Source organism: Bacillus sp. JJ1521, from assembly GCF_036965165.1.
In the GTDB taxonomy this organism is placed as follows: domain Bacteria; phylum Bacillota; class Bacilli; order Bacillales; family Bacillaceae_L; genus Ferdinandcohnia.
Map to the genome: position 1 here is coordinate 1 of NZ_JBALOX010000160.1, position 18,214 is coordinate 18,214.

14 protein-coding genes and 1 pseudogene are annotated in these 18,214 nt (G+C 35.1%); 13 read left to right on the top strand and 2 right to left on the bottom strand.

Annotation, left to right across the window (positions count from 1 at the left end):
* From V7147_RS19640 to V7147_RS19650, 3 genes are all read left to right on the top strand, one after another.
* On the top strand, positions 1-2,043 hold a 2,043-nt coding region (locus tag V7147_RS19640; RefSeq protein WP_335369508.1), incomplete at its 5' end, for a Mu transposase C-terminal domain-containing protein.
* On the top strand, positions 2,043-3,167 hold the full coding sequence (locus V7147_RS19645) for a TniB family NTP-binding protein (protein ID WP_335369509.1): 1,125 nt from the start codon (positions 2,043-2,045) through the stop codon (positions 3,165-3,167). The genes V7147_RS19640 and V7147_RS19645, both read left to right, overlap by 1 nt.
* 57 nt (positions 3,168-3,224) lie before the next feature.
* A complete protein-coding gene (locus tag V7147_RS19650) occupies positions 3,225-4,715 on the top strand; it encodes a helix-turn-helix domain-containing protein (RefSeq protein WP_335369510.1) in 1,491 nt (496 codons plus the stop codon).
* A gap of 526 nt (positions 4,716-5,241) precedes the next feature.
* On the opposite strand, the pseudogene V7147_RS19655 reads toward V7147_RS19650, so the two are convergent.
* Positions 5,242-5,546: pseudogene (locus V7147_RS19655) on the bottom strand (IS21 family transposase); the annotation flags it as partial.
* A 353-nt stretch (positions 5,547-5,899) separates the two neighbouring features.
* Between V7147_RS19655 and V7147_RS19660 the strand changes: the two are divergent.
* The 10 genes from V7147_RS19660 (at position 5,900) to V7147_RS19705 (ending at position 16,997) form a co-directional block, all read left to right on the top strand.
* Positions 5,900-6,655, top strand: a complete 756-nt coding sequence (locus V7147_RS19660; RefSeq protein WP_335369511.1) for an IclR family transcriptional regulator — start codon at positions 5,900-5,902, stop codon at positions 6,653-6,655.
* 174 nt (positions 6,656-6,829) lie between these two features.
* On the top strand, positions 6,830-7,735 hold the full coding sequence (locus V7147_RS19665) for an NAD(P)-dependent oxidoreductase (RefSeq protein ID WP_335369512.1): 906 nt from the start codon (positions 6,830-6,832) through the stop codon (positions 7,733-7,735).
* Entirely contained in the window at positions 7,732-9,153 is a 1,422-nt protein-coding gene (locus V7147_RS19670) for an aldehyde dehydrogenase family protein (protein WP_335369513.1), read from the top strand. The genes V7147_RS19665 and V7147_RS19670 overlap by 4 nt, the downstream gene beginning before the upstream one ends.
* A 59-nt stretch (positions 9,154-9,212) precedes the next feature.
* On the top strand, positions 9,213-9,593 hold the full coding sequence (gene pcaC / locus V7147_RS19675) for a 4-carboxymuconolactone decarboxylase (RefSeq protein WP_335369514.1): 381 nt from the start codon (positions 9,213-9,215) through the stop codon (positions 9,591-9,593).
* 188 nt (positions 9,594-9,781) lie between these two features.
* Complete coding sequence (locus V7147_RS19680; RefSeq protein ID WP_335369515.1) at positions 9,782-11,173, top strand: purine-cytosine permease family protein; 1,392 nt, start codon at positions 9,782-9,784, stop codon at positions 11,171-11,173.
* Between the two features lie 76 nt (positions 11,174-11,249).
* A complete protein-coding gene (locus V7147_RS19685) occupies positions 11,250-12,014 on the top strand; it encodes an SDR family NAD(P)-dependent oxidoreductase (RefSeq protein WP_335369516.1) in 765 nt (254 codons plus the stop codon).
* A gap of 371 nt (positions 12,015-12,385) precedes the next feature.
* Positions 12,386-13,669, top strand: coding sequence for a M24 family metallopeptidase (locus tag V7147_RS19690; protein ID WP_335369517.1), 1,284 nt, complete (start codon positions 12,386-12,388; stop codon positions 13,667-13,669).
* Positions 13,670-13,683: 14 nt separating this feature from the next.
* Positions 13,684-14,685 carry an asparaginase gene (locus V7147_RS19695; protein ID WP_335369518.1) on the top strand — a complete coding sequence of 334 codons (1,002 nt, stop codon included), beginning with the start codon at positions 13,684-13,686 and terminating at the stop codon, positions 14,683-14,685.
* Between the two features lie 192 nt (positions 14,686-14,877).
* Positions 14,878-15,825, top strand: coding sequence for a cyclase family protein (locus V7147_RS19700; RefSeq protein WP_335369519.1), 948 nt, complete (start codon positions 14,878-14,880; stop codon positions 15,823-15,825).
* 77 nt (positions 15,826-15,902) lie between these two features.
* Entirely contained in the window at positions 15,903-16,997 is a 1,095-nt protein-coding gene (locus V7147_RS19705; RefSeq protein WP_335369520.1) for an NADH:flavin oxidoreductase, read from the top strand.
* Positions 16,998-17,425: 428 nt separating this feature from the next.
* On the opposite strand, the gene V7147_RS19710 is transcribed toward V7147_RS19705, so the two are convergent.
* Positions 17,426-18,214: hypothetical protein (locus V7147_RS19710; RefSeq protein ID WP_335369521.1), on the bottom strand; the 789-nt coding region annotated here is incomplete at its 5' end.

Consider the following 18,214-nt stretch of genomic DNA (forward strand, 5'->3'; position numbering starts at 1 on the left):
CTTGGGGAAATTTATGTAGATCTCGAGCGTTTTCTCATCATAAATTTCGACAGATTTCCTTTATATTTTAATAAAGAGACTGCCAATGCTATTTTGAATGCTGAAGAATCAAAAAGCGACAAGGGAAATGGATATATAGATAACGTGGTAAATGTGGAAGTTGGTAAAAAGATTCTTTGGAATGGAAATCTATGGACAGTGATAAATATCGGAGAAACAGAAATCTCTCTTTTAGATGAAACTGAAAAAATTATTCCATTACCGTTAAACGCATTCCAAGAATTAATCAAGATGGGTAGTATTAAATCATTTGATAATAAGAATTCAACAAGATATGAAGAGTCAGATTTAATAGATATTATTAGAAGAGCAAGTCCAGAGGCTTTGGCCGAAGCTAATGAGAAGTACAGAAAGTACAAACTTCATATGAGTGGAGAGTCTGTGGATGTATCACCAAGGACTTTAAGACATTGGAAACAAACATTCAAGAAAGCCGAAATAGAATACGGAAGAGGCTTTTATGCGTTTATTCCGAAAAACCATAGAAAGGGAAATAAAACAGACCGCTTAAGTGTCGAAGTAATTAAATTAATGAATGAATATGTAACTGAAGTATATGAGGATAAAAAACAACGGCATAAATCTTCGGTTTACATTTCGTTTAGAAACGAATGTATTAAAAAAGGGTTTGATCCTCCAAGCAACAAAACATTCTTTAAGGCAATTGAGAAGCGTTCTAGCTATGAGCAAGATGAAAAACGACGGGGACCTAAAGCTGCATATGATAAAGAGCCATTTTATTGGGAATTATCCCTTACGACACCTAGACATGGTACTAGACCTTTTGAAATTGCACATATAGACCATACTGAACTTGACATTCAACTTATATGTTCTAAGACTCAGAAAAAATTAGGGAGACCATGGTTAACTTTATTAATAGATGCTTACTCAAGAAGAGTATTAGCATTTTATTTAACCTTTGATCCTCCATCATATAGGACCTGCATGAATACGATTAGGGAATGCGTAAAGAAGTACTCCCGACTACCAAAGACCCTTGTAGTAGATGGAGGAAAGGACTTCCAAAGTACTTATTTTGATACTTTGTTAGCAAGCAATGATTGTCATAAAAAAACACGGCCGGGTGCTAAGCCGAAGTTTGGAGCTGTTTGTGAGAGAATGTTTGGCACGACTAATACCATGTTTATTAACAATTTAGCTGGTAACACACAATTATCTAAATTAGTTCGTCAAATGACGAAAGATTTTGACCCACGTAATTTAGCTATCTGGACTTTAGAAGTATTATATGAATATTTATATCAATGGTTTTATGAGGTCTATGATCAACAGACTCACAGCACTCTAAATCAAAGTCCACGCGATGCCTACCAACAAAATATAAGAAAAACTGGTGAAAGAAAACAAACCTACATTAGATATGATAATAACTTTGAGATGCTAACCCTGCCAACAACAACAAAAGGAACAGCAAAAGTTCAGCCAGGGCAAGGAGTTAAGATAAATAACTGCTATTACAATTCATATGAGTTGAGTAACCCTGCTGTTGAAGGTAAACAAATCCCTGTGAGATATGATCCATTTGATTATAGTAAAGCATATGCCTACGTTGGGAATTATTGGGCAACATTATATTCACAGTATGAGTTGGAGTTTGAAGGTAGATCTGAGAAAGAAATTAAACTTGCTACTGCCGAAATAAAAAAGAGAAAGAAAGAAACCAATAAAGAAAAATATAATGGAGTTTCAGCTTCTGAATTAGCAAAATTCTTGGCAAGTGCTGAAGCCCATGAACTTTTAGAGGCTCAAAGGCTAAAAGATGAAGCACGTCGAAAGTCATTGAGGGTAATTGATGGGGGCAAAAGTAGTAAAGACAAGCAAAGTAATGATTCAGGAAATGTAACCAAGAAAAATAAGGATAAATATATTGAAAAGATAGTTACTCATCAGAATAAAGTAGCAGTAATGAATGACATCGAAGATTTTTCTGAATTTAAAAAGTATGGGGAGTTTTTCTAATGGATATTGGTTTTCCAAAAGAAATATTATTCCAACCTATTGAGGAAAGAATCGAACATTTTGAAAATAGGACTATGGCCCATCCAAAGTTATTTGAGTCTTATGAGGATTTAATGGAAAAAGTTGATACTATAAGTGGCAAAGGTAAAGTCTTATTGGTGTATGGTCCAAGTGGTGTTGGTAAATCTACGTTATTTAAAAAAGTAAAAAACGATTATTTAAGAAGATACCACGATGAAATGAAAAATGATAAAGGCTTGATTCCAGTTTTAGCCGTAGAAGCATTTGCTAATGAAGATGGTAAGTTCGATTGGATTAACTTTTATTCGGATGCATTAGAAGAACTTAAAGATATTTTAATTGATGAAAAAAGATTAACTTTAAATGAACTTGGGGTAGATGTTCCAAATAATCCAAACGAAAAGAAAAAGAGAAAACTTCGTAAAGCGTTAGAAAATGCAATTAAACGTCGAAAAGTAAAAGTTATCTTAATTGATGAAGCTCAACATATGACAAAAGTAGGAAGTTCAAAAGGATTGAGAAATCATATGGATGCTATAAAATCATTAGCATCAATATTTGGGGTTCCAATAATACTTTTTGGAACTTATGAATTATTTAGCTTTAGAAATATAAACGGACAATTAGGAAGAAGAACTACAGAAGTTCATTTTTCAAGATATAACTCTCAAAAACAGGATGAAATTAAGGCTTTCAAATATGTCCTTTGGTATTTTCAAAAAGCTTATCCCTTACATGAAGAACCCGATCTATTAAGTGAATGGAAGTATTTCTATAAACACACGATTGGATGTGTAGGTACTCTTAAGGATTGGTTGGATGCGACCTATAAATCTAAAATGAGGCAAAATGAAGAAGTAAAAACACTTGTCTTGAGCGATTTTAAGAAATTTGAACCAACAATTGATCAAGCTTATACGATGGCATTAGAAATTACTAGTGGAGAAAATGCTCTAACGGAAAAAAGGGAGGAAAAGGAAAATACACTTGATAGTTGGTTAAAGTTAGATGAGGTAGAGGAAAAAGAAGAAAACAAAAGGACTGGTAATAGTCGTCCTGGAGAGAGAAAGCCTAAGCGAGATAAAACAGGGACTGATTTATGATATCCTACCCAGATAGCAAATAAATTAGAGACTAATAATAAATAGAGAGTGATATTTATGGAAGGCATTACAATTGATTATTTCAATATAGAAACATTAAACATACCACCGAGGAGTACCTTATATAATCTCGAACCAATTGGTTTGGGTACTCCCTATGTGGAGAGTTTAACCAGTTACATCTCTAGATTAGCAGAATGTCATAACCTGAACATAACAACTCTAGTAAGTAAAACCTTCATCCCATTTGTCAAAACATTTCACTTGCAGAGATCTTTTATGGATAGAAGTTTAGGTGCTAATATAAAAGATATAAATGGTAATAGTCCAGTAAGTTTTGACTATGTTTATGCTTTAGAAGAGCTAACAACGAGAAAAGATTTAATATATTTAACGATGATTCTATGGTCTGGTTTATTTTCAACTACGAGGGTGATTGATGACTATAGAAAATGGTGCCCAATTTGTTTAGAAGAGTTCAAAAATAAAGATACAGATATTTATGAACCACTTATTTGGTGTGTTAAAGATATTGAGGTTTGTGATAAACATCATGTTAAGTTAGAAAATAAATGTCCCAAATGTGGGAAGAGTTTGCAGTTTTTACACACTAATATGATTGTTGGCCATTGTCAATATTGCTTTAATTGGCTAGGTTGCATCAGTAACAATTATAGTGATCCAACAAAATATCAACAGTTTTTACTAGATTCTTTCAAATCATTAATTGCAAACACTTCAAAATTAAAGAGCTTTCCAACAAAAATAAAAATAGGTCTTGTTCTAAAAAGAATTATGGAAGAAAACAAGATTAGTAGTGTGCCGCAATTAGCTAAGATCTTAGATCTTAATAAAAACACTTTACAAGGGTGGATAAATAATAAGAGAAGTCCCTCTGTTGAATCAATGTTTAAAATTTGCAGTAAAATGAATCTATCATTCTATGATTTATTTTGTGAAGATTCAACTGTAAAATTAAATTGCAATATTGCAAAGAAGAAAAGAACCAGATTAACAATAAAGCAGATAGAAGATGAATTAATTAATGCAATAATAAACAAATATAAAATGGGGTTATTTAAACTTTCTGAAGAAAAAGGGTTTGGAGCTCGAACGGCAAAGAAATATTTTCCCAGTTTATGTGAAGAAATTAATGCGAAGTATGTAAAACAAAAGTTAGAAATGAAGATTCAACGAACTAAAACAATAAAGCATGCATTATTGACAGCATTAGAAACGGAACCTCCAATCAGCTTCACGAAGTTCTCGGAGGATTTCAGTATATTAATGAATGATGCAAAGAAGCATTATCCGGAACTCTCAAATAAACTTGTGTATAGATATTCATGTTATAGGGAAGAGTTGACAAGGAATAGAATTGAAAATACTAAAAGCGAAATTAAAGCTGTGGTTCTAGAATTGCATGAAAAGGGGATTTACCCTGGGGATAAAAATATTAGAAAAAAGTTAACGAATCCACTTTGTATACTTAAACCTGAATTTAGAGAAGTCTGGAAAAAAGAGTTGAAAATGTTGGGGTATAAATAATAATGAAATATAAACTTCTGACAAAAATGCTTTGAACTAAAATTTTGCCGGAAGTTTATTTTTGAATTAAAAGGTTGCCATAAGTATTTAAAAATAATAGTGCGGATGAATTTTGAAGGACTAAACAGCATCTCTAACAACAACTAGTATAATAAAATAAGATACAAAATGCATTTATATCAATGATTGGCAACGATTTGCTTCAAAGGTTGGCAAGATTATGGTTCAAGTCACAGAAATTGTGACGTAAAGCATAAGTTTTCCATTTGGAAAGCTTATGCTTTATTTTATTTTCGGAAACTTTATGCTTTAATATCACGGAAAGGAATGATGTTATATCTTTTGGTGGAAATAATTACCCTCCTTAATATAGGTTGGGACCTATTTTATTATTTATGTAATTTTAAAAAACAATAAAATAAATTGGTAAAAGTTATTGATCTCGGGAGTTGCAGTTCTAAGGTATACGTATCGCTATAAGTGAGGTATACCTTATCATAAAGGGAACAGTAAAATGAAGAAGAAGAAAACAAGTTGTTAGGATAATATCTCCTGCATTCTCACTTACTGCAATCAAATTACCATGGTCATAAACAATTTCTTCAGCCATTCCATCGTAATATTAAAATGCATCTTCATGGCATCGAATGGTATCAGCAGTAGTACATGGATGATTTTGCCAAACTATGTATTTTTGTCGAGAATGTGCTAAAACAAAAGTAATGAAGTATAGTTTAACATCCTTCTTCTGTTTAGTTTTTTGAACTGTTAACCCCATTCTATCTGTATTTGTTTTCCGGGAGGTAGTTCATCTACGGCCCCATACTCTCTTGGTTCATCCGTCTTTTTTCTCCTTTTGCCACCATTTAACTTGCTCTTGAAAGATCTTCTATTTAAAAAGATTCAATAGGAAAGTCGATTCTTATATGGGAATCGATTTTCTGAAAAATAAAATTTTAGGTCTACCACAGTCATTGCCGCTGTGGTATTTTCATTTTATAGAGGCAAATACGGGCTTGCCCCGGTTTATCTATTGCAAAATTTAAAACATTTTGATGTGTTAAAATGGTAATATTACATTAAATAATCCAGTTCAGGTAACATCTATGACTCGTATATGTGCGATATAATTTGTTTTCCATAGTTACAATACAGTTGAGTTACCTTCCAAGGAGAGTGTTAAAATGTCCCAAAATTCGAAAGACAACTTATTAGATAAATCGTTAAAGATAATACAATCATTTGTAGATGAAAAAGAGAGTTGGGGGGTTCGAGAGTTAGCTGCTTATTTAAACTATACCGTTCCAACCACACATCGTATCTTACTACAATTAAAGGATAACGGTATTCTCGAATTTAATACAGAAAATAACAGGTATTTAATAGGTACAGAATTAATCAGAATTGGATCAAAAATAGCGAATAATACTAGTTTGCAAAGTATTGTGAAACCTTTTTTGAAAGAACTATCAGAAAAATATGAAGAAACCATTTGTTTGTTATTGCTTAAGAAAGATCAGAAAAAAATATTTTGGGCAGATAAAGTGAATGGCCCAAAGCCTTTACAATATAATGTCCCAATTGGAGAGTTACAACCTATTCCATATGGCAGTAGTGGAAAAACAATATTAGCTTTTTTGGAAGAGGACTTAATCAATGAGATTATACAAGAAGAAGGATTTACTAAAGAAGAAACACAGAAAATCATGGAAGAATTAAATTGGATAAGAAAACAAAGAGTTGTTTCTACAATAAGTGAAAGACTAGAAGGATCGACAGGAATTGGTTCACCTATTTTCAATTCTGCTAATGAGCCCATCGGTAGCATTATACTTACTGCACCAACTCCAAGAGTGACAGAATTCGTCATAGAAAAAGCATCGATTGATATTCGAAATGCAGCAACAGAAATATCGACTATTCTTGGTGCTACTTTATAAAGTTTAAGTCTGTTTCAATTTTTGAAACAGACTTATTTTTTTGAAAATTAACATTGACATAAAAATCTGTCTATTATAAAATGAATTCATAGTATGATACATTGTATCGCTATGTGATACAATCATACACCATATTTAGCAGATCATAGGTAATATCAATTAGGGGTGATAGGTGTGAAGAAGGTAGGATTTATAGGAGTAGGTGCCATGGGTCACTGGATGGTTAGTAGATTGTTAGATCATGGAACTGATTTAACGATTTATGACGCTAATGCCCAAGCTCTTCAATCATTTCAAAAAAGAAATGTGAAGATTGCAAGTTCGATTCAAGAGGTTGGAGAGACAAGTGATATTGTCATTTTAATGCTTCCCAACTCCACTATTGTAAATGAAGTAATTACAGGTAAAAAAGGTTTGCAAGATTCATTGGAGAGAAATTCCATTATTATCGATATGAGTAGTTCTTACCCATTTGAAACAAAGAAATTGAAAACGCTTTTAAAGGAACGTGAGGTTCGCTTGATTGATGCTCCAGTCTCAGGAGGAGTAGGAGGAGCTAAAAGTGGAAAGTTAACAATAATGGTAGGGGCCAATAATCGGGATTTTTTGGAAATAGAACCTATATTGAAATGTATTGGAAGTCAAGTTAAATTAATCGGGGATACTGGGGCCGGCCATGCATTAAAAGCAATAAACAATTATTTGTCTGCTTGTTCTATGTATGCCACTACTGAAGCGATGATTTTAGCTAAAAAGCTAGGAATAGAGCCTGCAGTTGCGTTAGAAACAATTAATGAAAGTACTGGTCAAAGCTATTCGACCAAAATGAAGTTTCCAAACTTTGTATTACCAAGAAAATTCGAATCTAACTTTTCGATGCATCTTTTATTAAAGGACATCAAAATGGCTAAAGCAATGGCAAGCGATTCTCATATGCCTATGCTATTAGGTTCTACTTTGGTAGAGGTATATGAAGCCGCCTATCTAACAGGAGGAGCAGACCAGGATCATACTGAGATTATAAAATTCTTAGAGATGCTCTCTAATGAAACCTTGCAAAATAAGGAGGTTATTTTGTGAAAAAACAATTGTTTATTAATGGGGAGTGGCTAGACACTAAAGAATATACTCCTTTGTTTTCTCCCTTTTCAGAGGAACTGATTGCTCAGATTCCGATTGCATCACAAGAAGCCGTAGACGCGGCCATTGAAGCAGCAAACCGCGCAAAAGTGGAGTGGGCAAATACACCTGCACACGAGCGGGCTACGATTCTAGAAAAGTTATCAAAACTACTTGAAGAGAAATTCGAAGAATCAGCGAAAATTATTTCACTTGAAGCATCAAAGCCAATTGAACAAGCAAAGACGGAGGTAGCTCGAACTATCCAGACTTTTAAGTTTGCGGCTGAGGAAGCAAAAAGAATCTATGGGGAAACCATCCCTTTGGATGCAGCTCCTGGGGGGGAAAGAAGAGTTGCCTATACTGTACGTGAGCCGATAGGGATTATTGGCGCCATTACGCCATTTAACTTTCCTCTAAATCTAGTAGTACATAAAGTGGGTCCAGCAATTGCGGCAGGAAATACGATTGTTCTTAAGCCAGCCACGCAAACCCCTCTTTCTTCTCTATTCCTTGCTGAACTGACTCAGGAAGCAGGATTACCACCTGGTGTGCTAAATGTGGTTACTGGAAGAGGAAGTGTGATTGGAGATAAGCTTGTCACGGATGAACGAATAAGCATGATCACCTTTACGGGAAGTCCTAGCGTGGGCATCGGCATCCGTAATAAGGCTGGATTAAAAAAAGTCACTTTAGAGCTTGGGTCAAATGCTGCGGTTATCATCGATCAAGGGACGGATATTGATAAAATTGTTTCTCGCTGTATCACTGGAGCGTATTCAAATCAAGGGCAAGTCTGTATTTCCCTACAAAGAATTTATGTGCATGAAGGCCTTTACGAAGAATTTGTTACTAAGTTTGTTGAAGCTAGCAACAATTTGAAAATTGGTGATCCTTTAGATCGAGAGACCGACATCTCTGCTTTAATTTCGAAAAATGATGTCGAAAGAGCATTGAGTTGGATTGAAGAATCCAAAAGTGAAGGCGCTATCGTAGCGGCTGGTGGCGAATCTGAAGGAAATATTCTTCGCCCAACTGTTATTTTAGAGGCAAATCCGCAAATGAAGGTTTCTTGCCAGGAAGTCTTTGCACCAATTGTGTTAATTAATAAGGTTTCATCAGTGGCTGACGCGATTGATTTTGTCAATGATTCACGATTTGGCCTACAGGCAGGCATCTATACTAAGGATGTTGATGTAGCGCTTGAATCTGTTGATAAATTGCATGTTGGTGGCGTACTAATCAACGATATCCCATCATTCCGTGTAGATCATATGCCGTATGGGGGAGTAAAGGAAAGTGGTACTGGCCGTGAAGGACTGAAATACGCCATTGAAGAAATGACTGAAATGAAGCTTGTGATTTGGAATAGGAACTAAAATTGCTTAGATAAAAAATATAAATTGCAAAAAAATATAAAAGATAAGGAGAAATAATCATGAATAAAGAGTTGTTTAATAAAGGATTAGAAATCAGAAGAAGTGTATTAGGGGCTGAATATGTGGATTCATCCATTCAAAATGCGGATGATTTCAATATGCCTATGCAGGAATTAGTGACTCAATACTGTTGGGGAGAAGTGTGGGGAAGAGAGGGCCTTGATAGAAAAACAAGAAGTATTATTAATCTTGCGATGATTACAGCTTTAAACCGTCCGCATGAGCTAAAGCTTCATGTAAGAGGTGCTATCAACAATGGCTTGACAAAGGATGACATCAAAGAAGTATTTTTACAAACAGCGATTTACTGTGGCGTTCCTGCAGCGATTGATAGTTTCAGAACGGCTAAAGAGGTATTTGTTGAAATGGAGAAAGAATAGAAAGCTCGTAAAGCTTTCTATTCAAAAAAATTAATTTTATCTACTGAAAACAAAATAAGAGTATTCAACCTTTAATATTATGAAAATTTCTATCAAGACATTACTTATTACTTAACAGCTAAAATCTAAGGAAGAGAGAGAAATTAAGAGTGATTCGATTCAATTATTAAAAGAAAAGGGGTAAAGTGATGAGGAAATTAAAAAAATGGTTGACATTAAATGTGGAAGAGGAAAATAATTCTGCAGACTCTATTTTATCACCTGTAATGCCGAATCAGAGAAGAGCGACCGCTTCTTTAGTGGCGGTTTCAGTTGGCTGGGCATTTGCTCTAACAGGAATGATAGCGGGAGCGGGTATTGCACCCACAACTAATCTAAGTGAAGTTTTGTGGTCTATTATTATAGGAAATTTTGCATTGTTTGCGATAAGCTTTTCAATCTCATACGTTGCTTATAAAACTGGTTGTAGTACTCCGTTAATATTTAAATTGGTTTATGGAAAAACTGGTATGATTGTTCCATGCATACTTGTAATTGCTGTTGGGCTAGGATGGCAAGCCTCCCTTACAGGAATGGTCCCAGATACTTGGGTTGGCTCTGAGATAACACCTCTCTATATAGTTATTGGTATAATAGCTGGTATTTTAGTCCTTGCTACCCTGTTAGGGGGGATCAAGTGGTTGGAAATCATAAGCTGGCCTGCGGTTTTCTTCATTGTTGTTGTTGGTGTTATTGCCATCGTACAAGGGTATACAAAATTAGGTGGTATGACTGGAGTAGAAACTGCTGCAAGTGATCTAGCACTTATACAACCAGTAAGTTTTGCTGATAGAATTGATATTATTATCGGGGCATGGATAGTAGGAGCAATGTTTGCTGGTGATTTTACTAGGTTCTCAAAAAATACTTTGTCTGTTTTTCTGTTTGTTGCTATCGCCTTTATAATAACACAACCATTTCTTCAAATAGTCGGAATCTTAGGGTTATTGGCTTTTGATAACTATAACCCTGTTGGGTTTGTAGGGGCAGTTGGTTCTTTAATGTGGCTATTTGTTGGGTTAGGTATGACTATTGCTATATGGACCACTGCAAATAATAACCTTTATTTTACACAAGTTGCATTATCAAATGTATTTAAACTTCCAAGAAAAGTATCGGTCGTTATTATAGGGGTAGTTGGAGGAGTAGCAGGAGCAGTAGGTGTGTTTAACTACGTTGGGTCATTTATTGGTTTGTTAGCTGCATTTGTTCCACCTGTTTTAGGCCCAGTTATTTTAGACTTTTATATCCTATCCAAAGGGAAATATGATGTTAAATTATTAGATAAGATTCCAGATTATAATATACCAGCTATTACTGCATATATTATGGGAATTATTGTACCATTTATATATAGTCCAAGTATTTTACCTGCAGCAATTTGGGGCATCATACTTTCAGTCTTTACTTACTCTCTGTTGATTATTTTATTTAAATTTGCTGGCAAGAAGGTTGGCTATATGACGGTATCACATCTTGCAACTGAAACCGATTTCGTGTTTAGTCAAAATTTAGATAACAAATTAACTGAATCAAAATGAGGTAAGATTCAAGCTCTTTTAAGGATTTGCTTTCTAATTATGCTTTATAGCAATAAATTTTTAAGGGGGAATTGCATTGAAACTAGATGGAAAGATAGCGATAATAACCGGTGCTGGATCCGGAATTGGAATGGCAACTGCAGAAAAGTTTATTCATGAAGGGGCAAAAGTGGTCCTTGCTGATATCAATGAAGATTCTATTAAACAACTTGAATCAAATTGGAATGCACAATTTAACAAGCAAGTAGCAATTGCAATTCAAACTGATGTATCTGAGCCTGAGCAGGTCCAAAATATGGTGAGCCAAACACTCTCCCTATTTAACCGTATAGATATTTTGTTTAGTAACGCCGGGATAGAATTCCCTGGTTTGGTTACAGATATAGATCCTGCTGATTGGGAACGAGTAATGCGGATAAATTTAACAAGTGTCTATTTGTGTGCAAAGTATGTGGTACCACAAATGGAAAAACAGGGAGGAGGAAGTATAATTAATACCGCTTCACAACTTTCTATTGTGGGTAACCCAAACTTTTCTGTATATTCCGCATCTAAAGGAGGGGTAGCAACCTTGACTAAGACTTTGGCGATTGATTATGCCAAAAAGAATATTCGCGTCAATGCAATTTGCCCAGGTCCAATTGATACTCCACATATAGAAAGGCAAGCCGCGAAAAAGGGTGGAGAAAACCTATATGAAAATCTATGTAAACTGGTGCCTATGGGAAGACTGGGACGTGCTGAAGAGATTGCCTCTTGTGTTGCTTTCCTTGCTTCAGATGAAGCATCTTATGTAACAGGATCATTGATGATGGCTGATGGTGGCTACACTTCTTGGTAAATTGGCAAAAATTCTTTTGATTTTTAAATAAAAAATTAGGAGCAAAAGGTTTGAAATTAGATGGAAAGATAGCAATAATAACCGGTGCTGGATCCGGAATTGGTACGGCAACTGCGCAAAGGTTTATTACATGGTAAATTAGAAAACAAAACAGTTTTGTAGCTTGTCTATTCTTCAAAAATTGAGCTATACATGCAGTTTAATATGAAAAAATTAGTTTCTGATTGGAAATTAATGCTATTGATATATGTGAAGTCGTTTAAAAGCGACGCTAATGTTAATGCGAGAGATACAGTGATATGTCTACCGTATAAAATTTTAAAAACTGCTATCTTAAACAGCAAATTTATAAGATTAAGGAGAGGAAATTAATGGGGATTGAACAAAATATTAAAGGTTATCAGAAGTCATGGAATCAGAAACCACATCATTATCAAGGACAACGTGTACTCGGAAGAGAAAATTTTGCAAACCAGCAAGGGATTGACTGGAATTATCTACGTGAAGCACGTCTAGAAAGAGTAAAACAGACAATGAAAAAACATGATTTATCTGCACTTCTACTTACAGCAGGAGAAAGTATTCAATATGCAACAGGAACATCAGATAATGTTTGGAAAGCCTCAAATGGAACCAGATATGCATTGATTTTTCAAGATAAGGATCCTGTTCTCTTTGAAACTATCGGCCCAGATACAGAAATTATAAAAATGTATTGTCCATGGATTAAACCTGAACGTATCAAACCTGCAATTACATTTAAATATACAGGTGCAGCCTATGATTCTCAGGTAAATAGATATATTGAACAAATTAAAGAAACTTTAAAAGAGAACGGTATAGATTCCTCTTACCAAATTGGTGTAGATACTATGGATTTTGGAACATACCAGTCTTTTAAAGATGCGGGAGTTAATGTTGTCGGTGGAGGAAATGCATTAACTGAAATACGTTTAATAAAACTACCGGAAGAAATTGAGGCTATTAAAATTTCAAGTGCAATTACGCAGGCAGCATTCTATAATATGAAACATAAATGGATTAAACCTGGTGTTACGGAAAGGGAAGTTGTTGGAAAGGTACTAGATTACTATATTTCAAATGGCATGAATTCATGGGGAGTCATTGTAGCATCGGGTTCGAATACAAATCCTCTTCATCGTTATTGGAGTGATAAAATTATTCAACAGGGTGATATGGTAATAGTGGATGTTGGAGTGGCAAGCTATCAGGGGTATGGAATTGATGTTACTCGTTGCTGGCCAGTAGAAGCGGAATTCACACCAGAGCAGAAAGAAGTCTACAAACAGTGTTATGAATCAACATACAGTGCTATCAATGCAGTAAAACCAGGAGCGTCTACGGCAGATGTAGCAATGCACTTCCCTCAATGTGCTGCCGATGATTATAAGTCAACGGATTTAATCCAAGTGGGGCACAGTGTAGGAATGGGATTCTACGAAGGTTTCTGGATTTCAAGAGGATTTTCAACGGACCATCCAATGGAAATCAAAAAGAATATGGTATTAGCACTAGAAACATATGTAGCAAGTCCAAATGGAGCTGCAGCTCGTCTGGAAGATACAGTGGTTGTCACTGAAGATGGATATGAACTTCTTAGTCATGTTCCGTTCGAAAAAGAAGCATTAGTGTAAAAGGACTGATATAATTGAAAAAGTTAAAAGTTATTACACTTGGTGGAACAATTGCTATGAAAGAAGACGAACATGGGAAGGCCTCACCAGCATTAAGTGGTGAAAATCTTGTTGCTTGTGTTCCAGGTCTAAAAGATGTTGCGGAAATTAGCATTGAACCTTTTTGTAATATACCTAGTAGCCATTTAACAATAGATTTGATATTCGGTGTTGCGAATCGAATTAAAGAAATAATTAATACTCAAGAAGCTGATGGTGTAGTGGTCATTCAAGGGACAGATACCTTAGAAGAAACTGCATATTTACTAGATCTTGTACTTGGAGTAAATAATCCTGTTGTATTGGTTGGAGCAATGAGAAATGCTTCCGAGGCAAGTTATGATGGTACGTTAAATATTTTAAATGCATGCCGTGTAGCAGCTGATGAACATGCATACAACAAAGGTGTTATGCTTTTAGGTAATGACCTTATCTTACCTGCAAGAGAAGTTACAAAGACACATACTTCGGATGTTGCAACTTTCCAGGCACCAAATGGTGGACCACTTGGAGTGGTTGATAAACATAAAGTTATTTTTTATCGAGCGCCACTTATTCGAGAACATTATGCTGTTACAAAATCAAATGCAGATGTTGTATTAGTGAAAATGGCTGTAGATACACGTCCACATCTTATTGAACACTGTGTTAAACAAAAAGTCGATGGGATTGTAATTGAAGGATTTGGTCGTGGGCATGTTCCACCAGCTGTTATACCAGGTATTGAAAAGGCTATCAAACTTGGTATACCAGTAGTTCTTACATCAAGATGCGGACAGGGTTTGGTACTCGATGCATATGGACATGAAGCAAGTGCTAGTCATTTGAAAGGACTTGGAATCATTTTCGGTGGTGATTTGATTGGTCAAAAGGCTCGTATTAAATTAATTACACTACTTGGAATAACCAAAGATTATGAAATGATACGAGAAGCATTTGAATCCGATTTATATTCAATCCCACAGCAAATTGTATAAGTAATTTCATGATTGATTCACAAGAGGGAATCCGAAAAGGTTCGGTGCCAATTTAATTGGTACCGGATACTTTTATATATAATTTATCATTACAAAAAAACTAATAATGTAAGAATCTTCTATTATGATATAACAATTTAACTAATAGCATTCTTTGTAAAATATTATATTCATTTTCTTAGGAGGATTATTATGTGTGAATTTCATCAAACTAGACAATATAAGCCTAAAAACAGTCCTTGGGGACCGGATGATCAAATTGGAAGACTAAATATGATAACCGGTGAATCAATTGAAAAAGTTATGAATTCAATTGATCCTACAAAAGTATACAATCTATCAGTTGACTATTTTATGGGGATGCCATCGTGGTTAGCTGCAGGTGATCCACCATATCAAATTTGGATGACGCACACGCCAAGTGGAACTCTTGTTGACAATCCAATGGGGTTAGATAATAAAGTAAATGAATTAGTCAGTTACTCTGGGGACGCGATTTCAATGTATACCCATTGTGGAACTCATATGGATACATTCAATCATTTCGGCTACAAAGGTGAAATTTGGAATGGTTTTAAAGAGAAAGAACATCTTGGTAGTAGACATTGGGCAGTATGTGGCCCTGAAAATTTCCCTCCGATTATATCACGGGGAGTCATGATTGACGTTGCTGCATCAAAAGGGGTAGATATGCTACCAGAATCATATGGTATTGGCAAAGCGGATATTCAAGAAGCACTTGACCAACAAGGTACAGATATTAAACCAGGTGATATCGTAATGATTAGAACCGGTAGAATGACAGTGTGGCCAGACCGGGATAAATACTTGAATAGTACACCAGGTATTAATATTGAGGCTGCAGAATTTATTGTAAGTAAAGGCGCAATTATTATCGGGGCTGATAACATTTCTGTAGAACAACTTCCTTCGCCAGAACCTGATAATTGGCACCCTGTACATTCATTCTGCTTTACTGAAGTTGGAGTTCCATTAATTGAAGTAATGTGGTTGGAAGAACTATCAAAAGCTAAACTATATGAAGTAGGAATAATTGGAACGAATATGCCTTTAGTTGGTGCAACTGGGTCCCCTATTCAACCATTAGCTTTTCCGTTAAAAAAAGATAGTCTTATATGAACAGATAAGCCCTTTCATTAAACCGTTTTTGTAGGGAAATTGAATATTAGCAATGAATAATAGAAGGAGTTTTGACAATGACAGACAAAAAATCACTATTTGATAGGGTCACTTTAGGGAATACATCATTGGAGAATCGTGTAGGGGTAGCACCAATGACCCGCATTAGTGCAACATCTGAAGGATTGGCAACTGATCAGATGGTATCATATTATACATCATTTGCTCGTGGGGGATTTGGATTTATTATTACTGAAGGTATTTATATTGATGAAAAATATAGTCCAGGTTATATTTTTCAGCCGGGTATTGTAAATGATAAACAAACTGAAGCGTGGAAGAAAGTAGTAGACTCTGTTCATCAAGAAGGTGCGAAAATATTCGCACAAATTATGCACGCTGGAGCACTTGTTCATGGGAATCCGTTTGGGAAAGAATCAATCGCCCCTTCTGCCGTTCAGCCAATTGGGGAAAAAAGTGAAGCATATGAAGGAACAGGTCCATATCCAATGCCTAGAGAGGCGACAAATGATGAAATTACTGAAGTAATCACAGGCTTCGTTCAAGCTGCTAAACGTGCCAAATTAGCTGGATTTAATGGAATTGAAATTCATGGAGCTAATGGATACTTACTTGATCATTTCCTTACTGAATATACAAACCAACGCACGGATGAATACGGTGGTTCGACGGAAAACAGGGTTCGTTTATCGGTAGAAGTGTCCAAGGCTATTAGGGAAGCAGTAGGGGATGATTTTACAATTGGTATTCGAATTTCGCAAGGAAAGGTAAATGATTACTCACACAAATGGGCAGGAAAAGAAAAAGATGCTGAAATCATCTTTGGTCAATTAGGACGAGCGGGTCTTGACTTCATCCATGTTACGGAATATGAAGCATGGAAGCCTGCGTTTGATTCAAACGGACTATCGCTAGCGGCTCTCGCTAAAAAATATGGAAAAATTCCTGTGATAGCAAATGGACATTTAGAGAATCCTTCTATAGCAAAAGAGATGGTTGAGAATGGAGAAGCAGATGTAATTACCTTAGGTAAAGGAGCCCTCGCTAACCATGATTGGGTTAACAAGGTTAAGAATGAGGAGCCATTATCGGAGTTTAAACCAGAAAAAGTGTTAAGTCCGAATGCAAAAATTAAGGAATTTGAACGGTAAATCATCTAATCTAACAGTGCTTTACTTGAAGAAATAAAATTAAAGAGTTGATTCCTATACTTTAAGGATTCGACTTTTTTAGGTTGAAATTCAATTTTTATACAAAACCCATACTTACAATAGAAAGGAAATTCAGCTATAAAAAGCCAAATTTCTCTATATTGTAAGTGGAATTTGTCTTTAGTAAATATATAAGAACGCCTTTATGATTTGAAATATTCCTTTGAGAAAGGTGCGAAAGAGGCTTACAAGGAATTAAGAGCATAAATCTAGAATATGACACTAACAGGTTCTGTTTTCAAGTTCAAAACCAAAGATAGGCGGGAAACTAGCAAGTTAACTCACACACAAAAAACACCTTAATTTCGGTGTTTTTTGTGTATTTATTAATTAATCTTGTTTAACTAAAGCACCTTTTTGTTTCACGGCTAGATAGCCAGAATAGCTCTTATTTTCATAAGGTCATCACTTATCTCATTAATTAATTCTCTGTTTTCCTGAACAATTTCCTTAAGGTCATTAATTACTTTTTCAAGTCGATAATCAATTGTCTCGGTTGAACCGTCAGAAGCACCACCATCTTCATCAAAATTCATATAGCCGTAATAGAGTTCTATTTCACCATATGAAATCCTATTTTCATTCTTGTGAAGTTGTATCCAAATTGAATCTGTGTCATCATTCCTAGGATCAAGTTGACCCACTACCGAAAGTTTAACAGTATTGCCGTCAAAATCATTGAAAGAAAGTAACTCATTAAATTCGAAGTAATCCTTATATTTAATACTATCCCGAGAGGATTCTAAATCTTCTACTGGGCACAAATAATCATTCACAAATTCTATAACAGAGTCTCTTACTTCTTCTTCTGTGTAGCTATTTTCATAACTAATTTGCAAAAAGGGTGAATGTGCATTGTAAGTCTGAATCTGCAAAATCAAGTCTTCTACAGGTTTTGCGTTCATATCATCAACAAATTGGTCGTACTCCTGCAAAACATCTTCAATATTAGCACTAAGAGAAGATAGTGATGATTCAATGATATTTATGAGATCCTCCACTTCATTGCTTTCACTAATTCTTTCAATGTAAGTGTCATCGGAAAAAAGTGAAGATAACCCAGCTGATTCTCTCGCAAAATCATCTAAATCTTGACGTAAATCCTCAATCATAGCTCTTCTTTCTTCTTCAGCCTCTTCCATAAATCCAGTGTAAGA